This window comes from Saprospiraceae bacterium (assembly GCA_016716185.1).
GTDB lineage: Bacteria > Bacteroidota > Bacteroidia > Chitinophagales > Saprospiraceae > Vicinibacter.
In genome coordinates this window covers 630,482-648,060 of record JADJWV010000002.1, presented here as the reverse complement: position 1 = coordinate 648,060, position 17,579 = coordinate 630,482, and the positions used below count along the sequence as shown (strand labels likewise).

Sequence of the window (17,579 nt, the reverse complement as noted above, 5' to 3'; positions counted from 1 at the left end):
AAATATCATTTTAATGCGCCAAGGCAAAATCTCCGTGTAAATGTTTTGCAAGACAGCTATCCGGATTCCTGACATGATCTTCAAACTCACTTCGAAAATGCCTGATTGCACTGGCAACAGGCCAGGCTGCGGCATCACCCAAAGGACATATCGTTTTACCCTCTATATTTTTTGCAACGTCTACCAACAAATCAATGTCCGTCATTTTTCCATGGCCATACTCGATGCGGTGCAATACTTTTTCCATCCATCCTGTACCTTCCCTGCAAGGACTGCACTGTCCGCAACTCTCGTGATGGTAAAAGCGTGTAAAGTTCCAGAGATTTCTAACGATACAGGCTTGGTCATCAAACACAATAAATCCTCCTGAACCCAGCATCGAACCGCTCACAAATCCACCCTCTGCCAATGATTCGTAACTCATCAAACGGGAATCGCCTGCAGCTGTTTTCAGGATCAGATCTTTGGGCAAGATGGGAACCGATGAACCACCCGGTACTACGGCTTTTAACTCACGACTGTTAGTTATACCTCCACAATAATTGTCGCTGTATATAAATTCTTCAACAGGCAGACCCAGTTCGATTTCATAAACTCCCGGATTGTTGATGTTACCACAAGCTGAAATCAGTTTGGTTCCTGTACTTTTTCCTACTCCAATGGCAGCATAAGCTGCGCCACCCTGATTTACAATCCAGGGTACAGCGGCAATGGTTTCCACATTGTTGACGACCGTCGGGCAACCATACAATCCCCAGACTGCAGGAAATGGTGGTTTGTTTCTTGGATTCCCTCTTTTCCCTTCCAGGGATTCGAGCAAAGCTGTTTCTTCTCCACAGATGTATGCCCCTCCACCCGGTTGTACATACAAGTTGAGATCGTAACCTGAACCCATGATATTTTTTCCCAAATACCCTTTGGAATAGGCTTCAGCAATAGCGCGCTCCAGGATTTTGATGACGTACATCATTTCACCCCGTACATAGATATATGAGGTGTTAGCATTTAAAGCAAATGAAGAAACGATCATCCCTTCGATCAGCAAATGCGGTATTTTTTCCATCAGATACCGGTCTTTGAAAGTACCGGGTTCAGATTCGTCTGCATTGCAAACGAGATATTTGGGTTTGTCGGATTTTTTATCGAGGAACGACCATTTCATTCCTGTCGGAAAGCCTGCCCCACCTCGTCCTCGGAGACCAGAAGTCTTAACTTCTTCAACAACCTGATCCGGACTCAGAGATTTGAGTGCCTTGGTCACAGAAGCATAACCTCCAAATTTGATGTAGGTATCTATGTACTGTATTCCTTCTTTATCGACGTGTTCGAGCAATAGTTTTTTTGACATATCAGGATTTGCTTCTTAAGCTTTCAATGATCTGATCCAATTTCTCTTTATTCAAATTTTCGTAGTACTTGTATTCTGGACCAATCTGCAACACCGGTCCTGTTCCACACGAAGCCAGGCATTCTACCGTTTTGATGGTAAATAAACCGTCTGAAGTGGTTTCGCCAATTCCAATATTCAGTTTGTCTTGTACGTATTGTAAGAGCGATTCAGCACCGACCAGGCAACAAGGGCCTGTTCTGCAAAATTCCAAAACATATTTACCTACGGGTTTTAAATGAAACATGGTATAAAACGAGGCGACTTCATAGACTTCTATGGATTGTAAATTTAAAAACTGTGCCACTTCATCCATTGCTTCTGCACTCAACCAACCTTCCCGGGCCTGCACCAAATGAAGTATGGGCAACAAAGCAGATTTCTGCCTCCCTTCGGGGTAGCGTTGAACGATTTCACCGGCTTCTTTTAAAAGATCCTTTAGAAATTTATAATTGCTTTCTGTAGCTGTCGACATGTTTGTTAAATTAACCAATCAAACCTGTTGAAATAAAAATATTTTTTACGAGTTCTGTTCCAAAAACTTCGTTGTATTTAAAAAACAAAGACCATAAAACCGCATACGTAAATTTGACAAGCGTACCTGCCAAAAAATACGTCTGCATGGCATCGTCTTTCTGTTGTTCAATTCTTGCCAGAGCTTTCGCAGCAAAAATCAAACCCATCCCAGTTGCTTCACCTTTGATGATAAAAACATACACCAAAATTATCTCGCAATACCCTATCAATCTCGATTGACTTCATTTTTCCTTTGAAATGTTACATGGACTGATTCCATAAGAACCAAGAATCCAGGGAACAATCCGGCTCAGGATCATTGTAATCAAAAGTCCAACGATGTAATAGACTATACTTTCCATTCATTCAAAAAATTCCGAAATTCCTTTTCTATAAAAAGAACCTGCTTCCAATTTGCCTGTTCCGCAATTTTCTGCGCACCTGCAACACTTATATTTAAGTCCTCTGCTATTTCTTTATGTGCGTATGCTTTTCTCTTCATTTGCATGACTTCGTTTTGCCTCACCGTCCAATCGCTGGTCAACATCATCCAGGCATTGAAAAAACTATTCAATAAGCCTGATTGAAGCGAAGGAATTCCCGAAGTCAAAAACAATAAGTCTTGCTTGCGCATAAATTCAATGTTGTCATTGATCTTATGAAACACTTCTCCCCCAAGCACCTTGTTTTCAAAATCTTCAGACATTTGAATGTTTCCAAAACTCAGGTGATATCTGAAAATATAGGGATGCAAAATGGCATTCATTTCAATAAATAAATCGAGCAGACAGTTCAGCGAACGTAAACCCAGTTCGAATTCATCCACACCCTTTACAGTTCGTGGCGGAAACAGAAATTCACTATGGAATTTCTCATTCAGGCTGCTAAACATTTGCTCTTGTTTCTTACTGATCAGAAAAAAGTCTTTCAGTTTTCTGGATTCCAGTAAGTCGGCGTAGAGGACAAATCCTTCCATCGATTATGTATTTGTATACATCAAAGATAGAATATATTTCAAAATATATACCAAATTTAGTTTATTTTTAAAATATTAACTATTTTTGGTTTATTTTTTATTATCAACTCATATTAGCTTCATGCATCCAATTCTCCTGCGATGACATTAAGACTACTCATCACTACAATCGCATCCGACAGCAGTTGGTCTTTAACCATTTCCGGAAAGGCCTGGTAATATATAAAACACGGCCTCCTGAAATGCAGCCTGTATGGGGTTCTACCCCCATCGCTGATCAGGTAAAATCCCAATTCCCCATTTGCACCCTCCACTGCAGTGTAAACCTCGCCTTCAGGGGCTTCTATTTCGCCCATGATGATCTTAAAATGGTAGATCAGCGCTTCCATATTTCGATATACCTCTTGTTTGGGAGGAAGATAATAGTGATCAGCATCCGCATGGTAAACCGGTTCCATGCTTTCAATCCTGGACATCGCCTGTTCGATGATCCTCAGACTTTGCCAGATCTCTTCATTTCTTACCACAAATCGGTCATATGTGTCTCCGGTCGTACCCACCGGAATGTCGAAATCAAAATCCTGATAAGAGCAATACGGCTCAATGGCCCGTAAATCGTAATCCACTCCACAAGCTCTTAAATTGGGGCCGGTAAATCCATAATTCAAAGCCCTTTCGAGACTTAATGCTCCTGTGTCTATGGTCCGGTCCATAAAAATGCGGTTCCTCGACAACAAATTTTCAAATTCCCTCCAGGCTGGCGGAAATTCTTTGAGGAACTTCCTGGTTTTTTCAAAAACTATTTGGTTAAAATCGCGTTCAAAACCACCAATCCTCCCCATGTTGGTTGTCAACCGGGCGCCACAAATCTCTTCGTATATTTCATAAATAAATTCACGCCATTGATATACATAGGTAAATCCTGTCAATGCTCCGGTATCAACTCCCAGGATGCTGTTGCAAATGATGTGATCGGCTACCCGGGCAAGCTCCATAACCATTACACGCATGTAATCTACGCGCTTAGGGACCTGAACCCCCAACAATTTCTCGACAGTCAGATGCCAACCCATGTTGTTGATCGGTGCTGAACAATAATTCAGTCGGTCCGTCAGCGGAGTAATCTGATAAAACGGCCTCCGCTCGGCAATTTTTTCAAATGCACGATGAATGTAACCTATGGTCTGTTCGCCGCTAACGATGCGCTCGCCATCCATTTGCAATACATTCTGAAATATCCCGTGTGTCGCGGGATGCGTCGGGCCGAGGTTTAAAGTGGTATATGGAATTTCCGGTTTGTGCCGTTCTTCTAATCCTGCTAAAAATTCCTGGTTTGTCTTCATTTCAATTTATCTGCCAAACTGGTAATCCATTTTATCTTCCCGGTTGGGGTCTTCCAAAGGAAATTCTTTGCGCATAGGGAATTCTGTCATTTCATCCATATTCAAAATGCGCCTCAGATTTGGGTGGCCTACAAACTGGATTCCGTAAAAATCATAAGTTTCACGCTCCATCCAATTTGCCGAACCATAAATTCCACACAAGGTGGGTATTTCCGGTTTCTCAAGCGGAACATATACTTTTATTCTCAACCTGCATCGCCTCTGCATGCTTTGCAGGTGGTAAACTACACATAATTCTCTTCCTTTCAATTGAGGATAATGAACCCCACAGATATCTGTCAAAAAATTAAAGCCAAATTCTTCGTCTCTGTACAAGAACAAAACCACCCCAAAAATTTGATTGACAGGCAATTCCATATTTAAAACGCCAAAAGCATCTTCCGAAATTTCGCAAGACAATCCGATTGCTTCGTTTAATTTGAGTTGAAGATCTTTCGATACTACTGTAGTCATCACTTAATAAAATATGCCTCCATCAATTGTTTGTATTCTTCTGAGTCCCTTCTTCGAACGGATTCTTTTCCAATCAGGTCCTGGATCCGCATGACACCCTCTATAATTTGTTCCGGACGCGGTGGACAACCCGGCACGTAGACATCCACCGGAATCACCCGATCAATTCCCTGCAAAACACTGTATGTATCGAATATTCCACCGCTCGAGGCGCAGGCGCCCACGGCGATCACCCATTTGGGCTCGGCCATTTGTTCGTAGACTTGTCTCAATACTGGTGCCATTTTCTTGGCTATTGTGCCCATTACCATCAATAAGTCAGCCTGTCGGGGAGTAAAACTCAACCTTTCCGAACCGAATCTGGCCAGATCGTAATGGGAGGACATGGTCGACATAAACTCAATGCCGCAACAGGAAGTGGCAAATGGCAAGGGCCAGATGCTGTTTTTTCTGGCCAGCCCTACAACAGCATCCAGACTGGTGGCAAAGAAACCCTGTCCGGCAATTCCTTCCGGTGCTTCGGCGACGTGAATTTTGGATGGCATGTCTGTGGTTTTCACAAGTGGCTAGTTTTTTAGATTACCGGGAACCGAATCATACGTCATCCCTGGTTTCCCATTTTAAAATTCCTTTCAGTAAAACATAATAAAATCCAGCCATAAGCATGGCAAGAAAAATAAACATTTCAACAAATCCGAACCAACCCAGTTTTTTAAAGTTGACTGCCCACGGATACATGAAAATAATTTCTACATCAAATAAAACAAAGAGAATAGCGGTCATAAAATACCGGACAGAAAATGGATTTCTCGCATTACCTACACTGTCGAGACCACATTCAAAGCTTGCTTCTTTGCGTTTTCCCCCCTTTTTGGGTCCTAACAAATGTGTGGCAATCAGAACAAATACAACGAAACCAAGTGCAACCAGGAATTGAAGAAATATTGGAAAATAGTCCTGCGGAATGTGGTAAGCGTGCATACTGAAGTTTCTAAACGGCCCGGCAAATATAAGCCAGAACCGGTGAAAAGGGTAAAATTTAGCCTGATTATGATGGATTCCCTGGCCGTATAAATATTGCGGTTGCCACCAGGGTTGATTTTCATACTTTTGTGCAAAAAAGAATGCGAATTTCAGTCATACGAAAAGGCCATTTTAATGCAGCGCACCGTCTGTACAGACCTGATTGGTCAGACGAAAAAAACAAAGAAGTGTTTGGAATTTGTGCCAACCCAAACTTTCATGGTCATAACTATGAGATGGATGTTAAAATAACAGGAGAACTGGACCCTGCCACGGGAATTCTCATCGATCTGAAAATTCTTAAAGACCTTATCGAAATGCACGTTGAGGCCGATTTTGACCATAAAAATCTGAATTTGGATTGTGCTGAATTTGAGCACATCATTCCAACTGCCGAGAATATCTGCATTGAGATATACAATAAATTAAGGAAGGTAATTCCGGGGCACCTGGACATCCAGATCCGGCTTTCAGAAACTCCAAGAAATTTTGTCGAATATCCAGCCTGATCGGCTAACTAAAACAATCTTAAGCTTTAATTGCCCTTTTCTGCAACCTCAAGGTGCGGAAATTCTGGTCGTTTGGCCCGATGAGTCGAATAAAATACATACCATCTTCCAGGTCGCTGATGTCGTATGAGCTGTTAGGAACTGCACGGAACGAACGGATTTTTCTGCCTAGAATATTAACCAAATCTATACGGACCAATCCTGTATTGTAATCGACTGTAAATGAATTCGAAGCTGGATTTGGATAAACTTTCACTGCAATATTTCTGATGTCCTTGTTAGAAACCACTTTGTTGAAAGTGTAATCAACTTTGACTTTTTTAGAAGTATCCTCTGCCTCGTAAACCCACATCACAATATGCGCTTCACCCATCGTTCCATCTTCATACACGTGTACATCGAGTGTAGTTGAATCGCCTGGCTGAATTACGTTCGGATAAATTTCGGGACATTTACCTACTTTATCCGCATAACAGTTATTAGCATCGCAAACATAGGTACTCCATCCGGCTGGCATCATCAGGATTTCACGCGTCCAAAGTATGTTTAATACTTCGTTTGTATGATTTCTGACCTTACCGGATTTATAATGGTCGGTGTTATCCGGAACAAAATAAATGGTATTCGGGCTTGGGTTCACAGTATAACGTGGACCCTGAGCGATGGCATATCCAGAAATTAAAATGCTGATAGTCAGGTAAATATATTTCATAGGCCAATTACAAGTTTAAACCAACTGTAAATGTACTATATTTCAATAGCTCATGGATAAAAATTATAGTTAAAATTAGACTCGATTTGCAGAACAGATATTGACCCTGGAATACAGTGGTGACTTCCGGATTCCGCTGACAATCCAAATTTCCGGGGGCACTGGAGGATTCTATGGAAAACCTGGTCTGCATTAAAAGGAAGAGAGCCTATTTTTCGTTTATGTTTGCTGAGGAACTAATCCGTGGCATAAATTAGGAGCATGGTCAAAACGCTGATTATTGGAAATGGAGTTGCAGGCATCAGTTGCGCCCGTTCTTTAAGAAGGTTCACTGATGATCCCATTGCCATCATCTCTGATGAATCTGATTTTTTTTTCTCGAGAACTGCACTCATGTACGTGTATATGGGACACATGCGATGGCAGGATCTCGAACCTTATGAACGCAAATATTGGCAAAAGAATAAATTGGATCTCATTCGCGCAAAGATTGTTTCGTTTGACTTTCAAAACAGACAGGTGATCTCAGAAGATGGAAACAAATACGGGTACGACCGACTTGTGCTGGCATTGGGTTCAGTTCCAAATAAGTTTGGCTGGCCCGGAGAAGAACTCGATGGCGTTTCCGGATTTTACAGCAAACAAGATCTTGAACGCATTGAAGAAAAAAGCAGTCTGATAAAAAGGGCTGTAATTGTGGGTGGTGGTCTCATCGGAATAGAACTGGCTGAAATGTTTCATTCGAGAAATATTCCCGTGACCATGCTCGTGCGTGAAAGTGAATATTGGAGTTCCGTGCTGCCCAATGATGAAGCAGCAATGATTTCAGCACATATAAGGAATAGAAAGATAGATTTGAGACTTGAAACAAAACTAAAATCAATTCGAGGCGAAGATGGCAAAGTAAAGAGCATAGTTCTCGACGCAGGTGAAGAGCTCGAATGCGATTTTGTTGGAATTACTGCAGGAGTTCGACCTCATATCGACTTGCTGAAAGGGACTCCTCTTTCTACCGATCGGGGGATCCTCGTCAATGAATTTCTGGAAACCAATATTCCGGAGGTATATGCCATAGGCGATTGTGCACAACTAACAAGTGTTCGTATTGACAGAAAAGCTGTGGAGGCCATCTGGTACAGTGCCCGGAAAATGGGTAATGCCCTCGCAGCCAATCTGGCCGGAATAAAAACGCCATACGATCCGGGTATTTGGTTCAATTCTGCAAAGTTTTTCGATCTGGAATATCAGGTTTATGGAACGGTCCCCAATAAAATCGAATTTCCTTTGGATAGTATTTTTTGGAAAGCTCCTCAGGATGAAAAAAGCATCAGGTTGGTTTACGATACGACAACAAATGAAATTGCAGGTTTTAATCTCCTCGGTGTGCGTTTTCGTCAGGAAGTTTGCCATAAATGGATTTCCGGAAAATCAAAGATTTCGGATGTTCTGTCGGATATCCGGTTGGCCTTTTTTGATCCCGAGTTTTTTCCGGATTATGCACCGGAATTACTGGAATCATTTAAACAAAAAACCGGTCATAATATTCAACTCAGATCTTCCGGGAAATTGAATTCCATACTCCAATTTCTAAAATCCTAAAATAATAAAGTCCATGCCCGCTTTTACAAAACTTCAACGAATCCAAAATAACCAACTGGCCTTTATTGTCTGCGCATTTTTTGCGTTGATCCTGATGTTATGGATTTCGTTTGACAACATCATCTGGAGTGGTTCATGGATCTATATTCTGTTGCTGTTATCCCTTTCCATTACCGGATATGCGTGGAACCAATACAGAAATGAACATCCCGGTATTAAAAATAATGGTACTTGGTTTTCAGGATTGACTTCCAGATCCTGGTCTGCCTGGTTAACGGCAATTGCATTAACATGTTTTTATGTTCTCTTATATTGGTGGCCAGAATATCTTGGACTTCGTCCTCAGGGCAACACAGGCCTTATCGCCATTTTTGATCCGCTGAGCTATTTATTAAAAAAACAGCCTGCATCCCAGTGGTTTGTGTACGGTGTATTTTACACTTTGTTTATCCTCTTCTTTGGATTAAAATTTATTTGGAAGTACAGACACAATGCATATCAAAGAATACGTACCATTTCTGTCATGTTTTTCCAGCTGTTCTTCGCATTTCTCATTCCCGAATGGATGTTGAGAATGAATCTACCCTACAACGATCTCAAGAATATGTGGCCATTGAATTATTATTTTTTTGATGCCTGGAATATTGAAAGTTTTAAAAACAGTGGTTCAATCGGCTGGTTTTTTCTTGTCTTCGGATTGCTGATGATTTTTGTGATCTCGCCATTGCTCACTTATTTTTTTGGCAAACGCTGGTACTGCTCCTGGGTATGTGGTTGCGGCGCATTAGCAGAAACAGCTGGCGATCCGTTCCGCCATTTGTCGGACAAATCCGCAAATTCCTGGAAACTTGAACGGCTCCTGATTTATCCTATATTATTTCTGGTGATCATCATGACCATTGGCGTTTTATACACGTATAAAACTGGTCAACCGGAATTATTGGGCATGTCAACAAGCGCTTTGCGAAAATATTATGGCTTTTTCATTGGGTCTGCATTTTCCGGAGTCATTGGTGTTGGATTTTATCCGCTTTTAGGCAGCAGGGTCTGGTGCCGCTTTGGTTGTCCGATGGCCGCGATTTTAGGTATTCAGCAAAAATTGTTTTCGCGTTTCAGGATCACAACCAATGGCGGTCAATGCATTTCCTGCGGCAATTGTTCGACCTACTGCGAAATGGGCATCGATGTCCGTGCGTATGCGCAGGAAGGAAAAAACATTGTACGTGCCAGTTGTGTAGGTTGTGGCGTTTGTGCTGCAGTTTGCCCAAGAGGAGTACTTAAACTTGAAAATGGACCGGAAGGCGGCAGATTGACAGAATCGGTTATTAGTAATAGTTAAGAACGCAAAGATTATAGAGCAATGCTTAAAGTGAAGAGTTCAAATAGAATAAGGATAAGGCTTAAAGCCCGAAGCTGAAAGCTAAAAGATGAAAGTGGGTTCAGCTGAAATTTCAAAAAAAAATAGTTTAATTCAAAGGAACTTTTGATTTTACACAAGACTTTCCTAAAAGTCGAAATGTCAGTTCAGCTTAAATAAACCACCCTGATATTGATGTCATTCAAAAATTATCTTCGCAAATCCATAATGCGCAACATCTGAAATCCTAACAAAAAACAAACCAGCGCCAACATCATTTTTGAAAATTTCTACAACTCCGTTTTCAGGAATCAGATCCATTACTTTGTGCCCAATTGCATTGTAAACAGCACCATGAACTTCTTTAGAAAAAAACGAATTCAAGTTGATGTGAACCAAATGTTTGGATGGGTTTGGTACAACAAGCAATTGTTTCTGAGTGATTCCAGAAGCGGTTTCGTTACTGGTAGTAGTTGATGGTGGATTGCAAAAGAAATCCCAGAACAGAGCAGGAGCATCCACGGCATGGTTTCTTCCATTTGGAAACTGGTGTTCTAATCCTTTAATTAAAGTGAAGTAATATGGTTTACAGTTTTCGCCCGGCAGGCATTCAGTAAACTTATAAGTCTTGCTGACCGAATCTTCAGTTAATTTGAATTTTTCAGACAGACCCAAACTAACAAGTGTACGTCTTATGGTAGGATTCATGTACGCTAGAATGCTGTCCCCACCATAGGGAAGCATGGTGTATGGAGGTCTGATTAATCCGTCATCATGTGTACCCACCATATACCAATATGGAACTCTTATGGCTGGTATAATAGAATCCAATTCATGATATCCTCCTGCTGTGCTGCCACATGACTTGAATATGTCACCAGCGCGCATGGCAGCCCTGAAGGTCATACAACTACCATTAGAGAAACCACTAAGAAATATTTTCTGGTTATTGAGCTGAAAGGTGTCTCCAATCAATGCTACCATCCTTCTCAGGAAAAGCACGTCATCAATCAGTTTGGGAGTGTCTTTCGGACATATGTTTTCGATCAAGTCACCGCAAACCCACTTGGTATTGTTCTTCACTCCAGCTGAATCTACAAAGCACCATCTTAATGAAGACGGAAATACTGTTATAAAATTCTCTTTTTGTCCCAATTCACTCCAACCATAAGAATTGTAGTACACATTTTTATCTCCACTCGTACCGTGTAACATTAAAACTAAGGGCCAACCATTTGGAGGAGGAGCTTTTGAAGGAACAGATACAATAAATTCGCGAACATTGCCTTCCAAAGTTATTTGTAAATCAAACTTTAACTGTGCTGATAACTGGCTGATCATCCAAAAAGAAATAAAAAACAAATAAATTTTCGACATAAGCTTAGCTATTTTATTAATTAAGAACAATAATTTGTAAAAGTCAGCAGGAATCAATACCACCAATGATTACAAAGTAACCAGCTGTCTTAATTCGGGAATTTCCGGTTTTACAAAACCCTGATTTTTTAATTCATGCTGATAATAGTTCTGAACATCATAATCTCCGTGAACGAGAAACATCCTCTTGCAAACCTCCTTTTGATTTTCAAGAAATTTGATCATCTCTTGTTGATCGCCATGCGCAGAAAAAGAATCCATGATTTCAATTTTAGCATTGACCTTCTTAAGTTCGCCAAACATCTTGAGTTCGCTTACATTTGCGCGCAACTTTCCGCCGGGAGTTCCCGGAGAACTATAACCGACAAGTAATATGGTGTTTTTTGGATCTTCTATGTTATTGAACACATGGTGCTGAATTCTTCCGGCATTGATCATACCAGCAGCAGAGATGATGATACAGGGCTCTTTTTGTGCATTCAGATTTTTTGAATCGTTCACATCGGTAATGTATCGAAGCTTTCTGAATCCAAAAGGATCCGGATCTTTGAGAATGTATTCATACAATTCTTCATCAAAACATTCGGAATGAGCCTTGTATATATCCGTCGCACTGACTGCAAGAGGACTGTCCACATAGACGGATATATTAGGTAATTTTCCCTCGTTGCAAAGCTGATCCAGAATATATACCAATTCCTGTGTCCGGCCCAGACTGAATGCAGGGATGATGAGTTTCCCATTCCTGTTCACACAGGTTTCTGCAATCACTTGCATGAAATGCTCCTTCTCTGCGGGTTTTTGAAGATGCAGCTTGTCGCCGTATGTTGATTCCGTGAGCACAACATCTGCAGGCCACATCGGTTGCGGATTTCTCAGAATAGGTCGGTTTGGCCTTCCGATGTCGCCGCTGAAGGCCAGGCGAAGATCATCTCCGCCTTTTTGGATGACGAGGTTGACAGAAGCTGATCCCAGAATATGTCCCGCATCTGTAAACAATAATTTGATCCCCTTTGCCAATTCAACCCAACGATCGTAAGAAACTGTAACGAAATGTTTCATGGCATTCGTTACATCTATAGATTTATATAATGGTTCTTTAAATTTTAGTTTATCACCACCGTGTTTTTTTCTTTTCTCTGCTGCCTTTTTATTGAAATACTCTGCATCCCGCTGCTGAATATGGGCCGTATCCATCAACATGATCTCAGCCAGGTCTCTCGTTGCATGTGTCGATAATATATGCCCTTTGAATCCATCTCTGACCAACTTTGGGATACGCCCGCAATGGTCGATGTGTGCATGAGACAACACCATGATATCGATCTCGGCAGGATCAAAAAACCATTTGGAATTGAGTTCCTCATCACCTTCTTCATCGCCCTGAAATAATCCACAATCCAAAAGGATTTTGTATCCATTATCGAGGATCAATAAATGACAGGAACCTGTAACGCCTCGAGCAGCGCCGCAAAATTTTATCTTCATATCGGAAATTTAAATTCTGCAAATTCAATAAATAATTTTAAACGATTATTCAATTTTGGATAGCCCATAAATTCCATCATTTTAAAAACATCGGGCCCATTGGTTTGGCCCGTCATAACTACGCGTAAAAGTGGAAACAGTTCGCCCGGTTTTAAATTCCATTTCTTCAAAAATTTTTGCATGGCTTCATGCAAAATGGCAGCTTCAAAGATTTCAACACCACTTAGCTCTGATTTCAACTCGTGCAATACCGGTATTATTTCTCTTTTAAACTTCTGGTTGAGATAATTTTCGTCATAGGAATGGGGTTCTTCAAAATAAAATCGTCCTGACTCAAAATAATCCATGAAAAAATGTACGCGGTCTTTATATAAAGTGTACAAAGTCTGACATTCTTCAATACTCAAGGATATGCTGTATTGAAGATAAAGTTCCTTCAACCGGGCATAAACTATTTCCGGATCCAGATGCAAAAGATGCTGCTGATTGAACCACTTGCTTTTTTCAAAATCAAATCGCGCTCCCGATTTTACTATTTTATCCAGGGAAAAAAGATTTATCATTTCTTCTACCGATAACAACTCCTGATCGGTTCCCGGATGCCAACCTAATAAGGCTAAAAAATTCAGCAACGATTCCGGTTCAAATCCGTATTCCTTAAAGCCCATCAACTTGCTCCCGTCATCATTGATCCAATCCATTGGAAATACAGGAAAGCCAAATTGCGCACCATCGCGTTTGGAAAGTTTGCCATTTCCGGAAGGTTTTAAAATCAAAGGCAAATGTGCAAACTGGGGCATTTCATGTTCCCAGCCAAATGCCTTATACAATAGATAATGATGCGCTGTGGAAGACAGCCATTCTTCTCCCCTGATGACATGGGAGATGCCCATGAGTCTATCGTCAACAACATTGGCCATGTGGTACGTTGGGAGGCCATCTGATTTGATCAATACTTTATCATCCAATTCAGAGGTATGAAATCTGACGGTACCCCGGATGATATCCTGGATCAATACTTCTTCATTCGCAGGAACTTTCAGTCTGATGACATAAGGTTCTTGCATTTTTATGGCCATGGCCAAATCGTCGGCCGACATGTTCAGTGAATTGCGCATGCGGGACCTCGTGTTGAAGTCGTACTTTTGATTGCCATCCCCTGAATTCCTGAGTGCGTCGAGCGCTTCCGCCGAATCAAATGCCAGATAAGCCTGACCACTTTTTAAAAGCAGTTCTGCATGTGCCTGATAAATTTCTTTTCTTTCAGATTGCCGGTAAGGGGCACTGGGTCCACCGTTTTCTGGTCCTTCATCGGGCAATAAATTCAGCCACTTCAGGCTTCCAAGAATATATTCTTCAGCTCCTTTTACATATCTGCCCTGGTCTGTATCTTCAATGCGCAGAATAAATTTCCCACCCATTTTCTTTGCAAATAAATAATTGTACAAAGCGGTTCGGATGCCTCCTATATGCAATGCTCCTGTGGGGCTGGGAGCAAAACGCAAACGTACTTCCCTGTGACTCATAAACAAAATAATACTGTTTGCAAAGATGCACATACTCTTCATAAGATATTGTTAATCATAAAAAGAATTGATAACTCAAACCAATGTTTCAAGACCTTTATACGTCATTATCCTGAACAAAAGCCCCGAATGGTTTATCTGAGTTACACTCCAAAATTTCTGCAGACGATCTTTCCGGATCTGATATGGAGAATTGAGACCCCTGCGAAAGAACTTTACCTGAGTTTTGACGATGGGCCCATTCCCGAAGTGACCCCCTGGATTTTGGAACAATTATATGCATACGAGGCAAAAGCGAGTTTTTTTTGTGTAGGAGAAAACGCTGAGAAATACCCCGAGCTCCTGGAGCGGATCCGGGAAGAAAACCACACCATTGGAAGTCACAGTTATAACCACCTCTCCGGATGGCAAACCGATAATCTTGCTTATATTTTAAATGTTAGAAAAGGAGCAAGGGCCTGTGGTTCCAGATTATACAGACCGCCTTATGGAAAAATAAAACCATCTCAAACCAGAATACTCAAACATCACTACAAAATCATCATGTGGGATGTGCTGAGCGGCGACTTTGATCCCGATCTCTCTGCCGAAGCATGTTACCAAAACGTCGTCCGGAATTCATTACCAGGGTCCATCGTAGTTTTTCACGATTCCATTAAATCTAAATCAAAACTGAAATCTGTATTGCCGAGGGTTCTCGATCATTTTTCTAATCTTGGATACCGTTTTAAAGCCTTAGAAGAAAGTTCAATATCAAACAAATCTTACAGCGAAAAAACAACTTATTCAGAATCGGTTCTTTGATAGATCCTGATGTAATCTATTTCCATTCGCGATGGAAATTTTGTTTTTGAACTGATCCTTCCGCCAAAAGGCCCCCCTACTCCAAGTCCGGAAATGATCCGGTGTTTATTTTTTGGAAAAGCATCTATAGGTACATAGTTACCTTTTCGCAAGATGCAGTGATTGGCGGGTCGGTTATTTTTTAAATTTTTATACCCAGGCAGAGTCCTTACCAATCTTTTGTTTACATACCACCTGATAAAAAAAGGATCCCATTCGATGGCATATGTATTCCAATCTTCCTGATCTGAAGTCCAATGCCATTTAGGTTGTTGACAACCAGATCGATTGTAACAATGGTGGTAATTGGTTTGCAGTTGTGTTTGAATATGGCCTTTGGCTTCAAAGACATCGATTTCCTCAATGACTCCATCACCGGCTGTCCAAAATGATGGCCAAAACCCTTTTCCTTCCGGAAGTTTGCATCTGATTTCAAATCGGCCGTATTTAAATCCCTGCATTGAAAAAATATTGCCGGAAGTATAATCGAAATCTTTACCAAACCAGCTTGCCTTTTCTTTGCGGGCTTCGATGGATAGAACTCCGTTTTGAACGATCAGGTTTGAATCCGATAAAAACTCATCGCCTACCAATCCTCTGCAAGCCGCACATGAATCGGAACCATCTTTTGTAAAAGGGAAATAGCTGAACCATTTTGTGCGATCAAGGGCATGGCCTTCAAATTCATCAGACCAAATGAGATTCCATGTTCCTTTTGAACAAATATCCAAACCACTTTTTTCGACAACAATCAAGCTGTCTTGTGCAGCTAAATGAGAGGTACTCCATAAAATAAAGAAAAACAACTGTTTCATTTTCCTAAAATAAATACGGATGGAAGATCCAAATGTACTTTACATAGTTCTGTAGTCCATTGCTTCATGCTTCGGGTATGAATTTTTTGTTGTGCATTCCCCAACTGACTGGCAACACAAAGGCTTACATCTCCGGGCACATGGCTTAAAAGAATATCCAACAATTGCTTATTCCGGTAGGGCGTTTCCATAAAAATTTGTGGTATACCTGTATTTTTTACAATCGCTACAATTTTTATCACCTGATCTCTCAGGGCTTCCTTTTTGGCAGGGAGATATCCATGAAACTGAAAACTTTGTCCGGAAAAACCTGAAGCCATCAAAGCAAGCAGCATAGAGTTCGGACCAGAATAAGGAAAGACCGGGATCCCCATTTCATGAGCCAATCTTACTATTTCATAACCCGGATCGGCAATACATGGCATACCGGCCTCGGATAAAAGACCCATACTTTTGCCCAGCAGCAACTCCCCGATCATATTTTGGTTAAAATGATGCTGATCCCGCTCTGGTATTTCAAAAATTTCGATCGATTGCAAAGGAGTAGGATGTTGGATGGATTTGAGGAAATGTCTGGCTGTTTTTGCACGTTCTACAACAAAGGTATTCAACGATTTAGCTGCATTTATAGCTTCCTGGCTTAGTTGTTCGGGGGAGGCGCCGCTTAATGGCACTGGAATTAAATGAAGCTTGGCTTGAGACATGCGGCGAAGTTAATTAGTTTCAACTCAATTGTTGGTTCTTCCGGTCATTTCATCTAACTTCGCCAGCCCTTTCACTTCCGTATGAATACGTATACTATTAAACTGCAGCAATTTGAAGGACCTTTTGACCTTTTGCTGTTCTTTATTGAACGAGACGAACTGGATATCTACGATATACCCATTGCCAAAATCACAGAAGATTTTCTTGATTACATCCGGCACATGGAGCAAATGAATATCGATCTGGCCAGCGAATTTATTCTGGTTGCTGCCACTCTGATCCGGATCAAGGCAAAAATGCTTTTACCCAGAAAGGAACTCGATGAAAACAATCAGGAGATCGACCCCCGAAAGGAGCTTGTACAAAGACTTTTGGAATACAAATCCATCAAGGAAGCCATTGATGACTTCAGCAAAATGGAAGACGACCAATATTTCAGGATTCCCCGGGGAAATATGAAATCAGAATTTGAAGCCCTGGCTCAAAAGGCCCTGGTCGATGCCGAATGGGAAACCTTGAATCTTTTTAATCTGATGAAGGTATTCCAGCGGGTCATGGATCGCCTGAATGAAGCTCCAAAAGCCGTGGTCCATCGCATTTTCAATTACGAATATGAAATTGAAAATGAACAAAGCCGCGTGATTGATCGCATTCGTTCTCAGGGAAGGGTGCATTTTGAAAATTTATTTGAAGTTGCTGAAAACAGAATCCACGCTATCGTTATTTTTCTTGGAATCCTCGAATTGGTCAATCTGCAGCAACTGCATCTCATCAAAGGCGAACAATTGAATCAATTCTGGCTCGAAGAAAAAAAGGTGGAAGAACTTGGTGAAGAAGAAGAGTAATTTTTTGAAAATCTTGCCCGCCACAGTTTTCGGATGGAGCATCTG

Annotated in this window: 19 protein-coding genes; 5 read left to right on the top strand and 14 right to left on the bottom strand. The window is 41.2% G+C overall.

The window, feature by feature from the left end; all coding sequences use genetic code 11:
- Nucleotides 1–10 precede the first annotated feature (10 nt).
- The 8 genes from nuoF to IPM34_04415 form a co-directional block, all read right to left on the bottom strand.
- Complete coding sequence (gene nuoF, locus IPM34_04450) at nt 11–1,348, bottom strand: NADH-quinone oxidoreductase subunit NuoF (protein MBK8954793.1); 1,338 nt, start codon at nt 1,346–1,348, stop codon at nt 11–13.
- Nucleotide 1,349: 1 nt separating this feature from the next.
- Nucleotides 1,350–1,862 carry an NAD(P)H-dependent oxidoreductase subunit E gene (locus IPM34_04445; GenBank protein ID MBK8954792.1) on the bottom strand — a complete coding sequence of 171 codons (513 nt, stop codon included), beginning with the start codon at nt 1,860–1,862 and terminating at the stop codon, nt 1,350–1,352.
- 10 nt (nt 1,863–1,872) lie between these two features.
- Nucleotides 1,873–2,133 (bottom strand): hypothetical protein, encoded by a 261-nt coding sequence (locus IPM34_04440; protein ID MBK8954791.1) that lies wholly within the window; start codon nt 2,131–2,133, stop codon nt 1,873–1,875.
- A 119-nt stretch (nt 2,134–2,252) separates the two neighbouring features.
- Nucleotides 2,253–2,879, bottom strand: a complete 627-nt coding sequence (locus tag IPM34_04435; protein MBK8954790.1) for a hypothetical protein — start codon at nt 2,877–2,879, stop codon at nt 2,253–2,255.
- 119 nt (nt 2,880–2,998) lie between these two features.
- Nucleotides 2,999–4,222 (bottom strand): NADH-quinone oxidoreductase subunit D, encoded by a 1,224-nt coding sequence (locus IPM34_04430; GenBank protein ID MBK8954789.1) that lies wholly within the window; start codon nt 4,220–4,222, stop codon nt 2,999–3,001.
- Nucleotides 4,223–4,228: 6 nt separating this feature from the next.
- Nucleotides 4,229–4,735, bottom strand: coding sequence for an NADH-quinone oxidoreductase subunit C (locus tag IPM34_04425; GenBank protein ID MBK8954788.1), 507 nt, complete (start codon nt 4,733–4,735; stop codon nt 4,229–4,231).
- Nucleotides 4,735–5,280, bottom strand: coding sequence for an NADH-quinone oxidoreductase subunit B (locus tag IPM34_04420; protein MBK8954787.1), 546 nt, complete (start codon nt 5,278–5,280; stop codon nt 4,735–4,737). The genes IPM34_04425 and IPM34_04420 overlap by 1 nt, the downstream gene beginning before the upstream one ends.
- Nucleotides 5,281–5,329: 49 nt before the next feature.
- Nucleotides 5,330–5,716 carry an NADH-quinone oxidoreductase subunit A gene (locus IPM34_04415; protein MBK8954786.1) on the bottom strand — a complete coding sequence of 129 codons (387 nt, stop codon included), beginning with the start codon at nt 5,714–5,716 and terminating at the stop codon, nt 5,330–5,332.
- 143 nt (nt 5,717–5,859) lie between these two features.
- Between IPM34_04415 and IPM34_04410 the strand changes: the two genes are divergently transcribed.
- Complete coding sequence (locus tag IPM34_04410; GenBank protein MBK8954785.1) at nt 5,860–6,267, top strand: 6-carboxytetrahydropterin synthase; 408 nt, start codon at nt 5,860–5,862, stop codon at nt 6,265–6,267.
- Between the two features lie 19 nt (nt 6,268–6,286).
- Here IPM34_04410 and IPM34_04405 read toward each other — a convergent pair whose 3' ends face one another.
- Complete coding sequence (locus IPM34_04405; GenBank protein ID MBK8954784.1) at nt 6,287–6,979, bottom strand: T9SS type A sorting domain-containing protein; 693 nt, start codon at nt 6,977–6,979, stop codon at nt 6,287–6,289.
- A gap of 261 nt (nt 6,980–7,240) precedes the next feature.
- On the opposite strand from IPM34_04405, the gene IPM34_04400 reads away from it, so the two are divergent.
- Together IPM34_04400 and IPM34_04395 are read left to right on the top strand one after the other, a co-directional pair.
- On the top strand, nt 7,241–8,578 hold the full coding sequence (locus IPM34_04400) for an NAD(P)/FAD-dependent oxidoreductase (GenBank protein MBK8954783.1): 1,338 nt from the start codon (nt 7,241–7,243) through the stop codon (nt 8,576–8,578).
- 13 nt (nt 8,579–8,591) lie between these two features.
- Nucleotides 8,592–9,917 (top strand): 4Fe-4S binding protein, encoded by a 1,326-nt coding sequence (locus IPM34_04395; GenBank protein ID MBK8954782.1) that lies wholly within the window; start codon nt 8,592–8,594, stop codon nt 9,915–9,917.
- A gap of 216 nt (nt 9,918–10,133) precedes the next feature.
- Here the strand turns inward: IPM34_04395 and IPM34_04390 are convergent, their stop codons facing one another.
- The 3 genes from IPM34_04390 to IPM34_04380 all read right to left on the bottom strand — a co-directional run bounded on the left by IPM34_04390 (nt 10,134) and on the right by IPM34_04380 (nt 14,326).
- A complete protein-coding gene (locus IPM34_04390; protein ID MBK8954781.1) occupies nt 10,134–11,312 on the bottom strand; it encodes a hypothetical protein in 1,179 nt (392 codons plus the stop codon).
- A gap of 69 nt (nt 11,313–11,381) precedes the next feature.
- A complete protein-coding gene (locus IPM34_04385; protein ID MBK8954780.1) occupies nt 11,382–12,800 on the bottom strand; it encodes an MBL fold metallo-hydrolase in 1,419 nt (472 codons plus the stop codon).
- Nucleotides 12,797–14,326 carry a glutamate--tRNA ligase gene (locus IPM34_04380; protein ID MBK8954779.1) on the bottom strand — a complete coding sequence of 510 codons (1,530 nt, stop codon included), beginning with the start codon at nt 14,324–14,326 and terminating at the stop codon, nt 12,797–12,799. Before IPM34_04380 ends, IPM34_04385 begins: the two co-directional genes overlap by 4 nt.
- 129 nt (nt 14,327–14,455) lie before the next feature.
- On the opposite strand from IPM34_04380, the gene IPM34_04375 reads away from it, so the two are divergent.
- Nucleotides 14,456–15,130: a polysaccharide deacetylase family protein gene (locus IPM34_04375; protein MBK8954778.1), complete on the top strand. Its 675-nt coding sequence runs from the start codon at nt 14,456–14,458 to the stop codon at nt 15,128–15,130.
- Here IPM34_04375 and IPM34_04370 read toward each other — a convergent pair.
- Nucleotides 15,109–15,984 (bottom strand): glycoside hydrolase family 16 protein, encoded by an 876-nt coding sequence (locus tag IPM34_04370; protein ID MBK8954777.1) that lies wholly within the window; start codon nt 15,982–15,984, stop codon nt 15,109–15,111. The genes IPM34_04375 and IPM34_04370 overlap by 22 nt on opposite strands.
- Nucleotides 15,981–16,688: an SAM-dependent methyltransferase gene (locus IPM34_04365; GenBank protein ID MBK8954776.1), complete on the bottom strand. Its 708-nt coding sequence runs from the start codon at nt 16,686–16,688 to the stop codon at nt 15,981–15,983. Before IPM34_04365 ends, IPM34_04370 begins: the two co-directional genes overlap by 4 nt.
- Before the next feature lie 81 nt (nt 16,689–16,769).
- Here IPM34_04365 and IPM34_04360 point away from each other — a divergent pair, with 81 nt between their 5' ends.
- Nucleotides 16,770–17,534 (top strand): segregation/condensation protein A, encoded by a 765-nt coding sequence (locus IPM34_04360; GenBank protein MBK8954775.1) that lies wholly within the window; start codon nt 16,770–16,772, stop codon nt 17,532–17,534.
- Nucleotides 17,535–17,579: the final 45 nt, after the last annotated feature.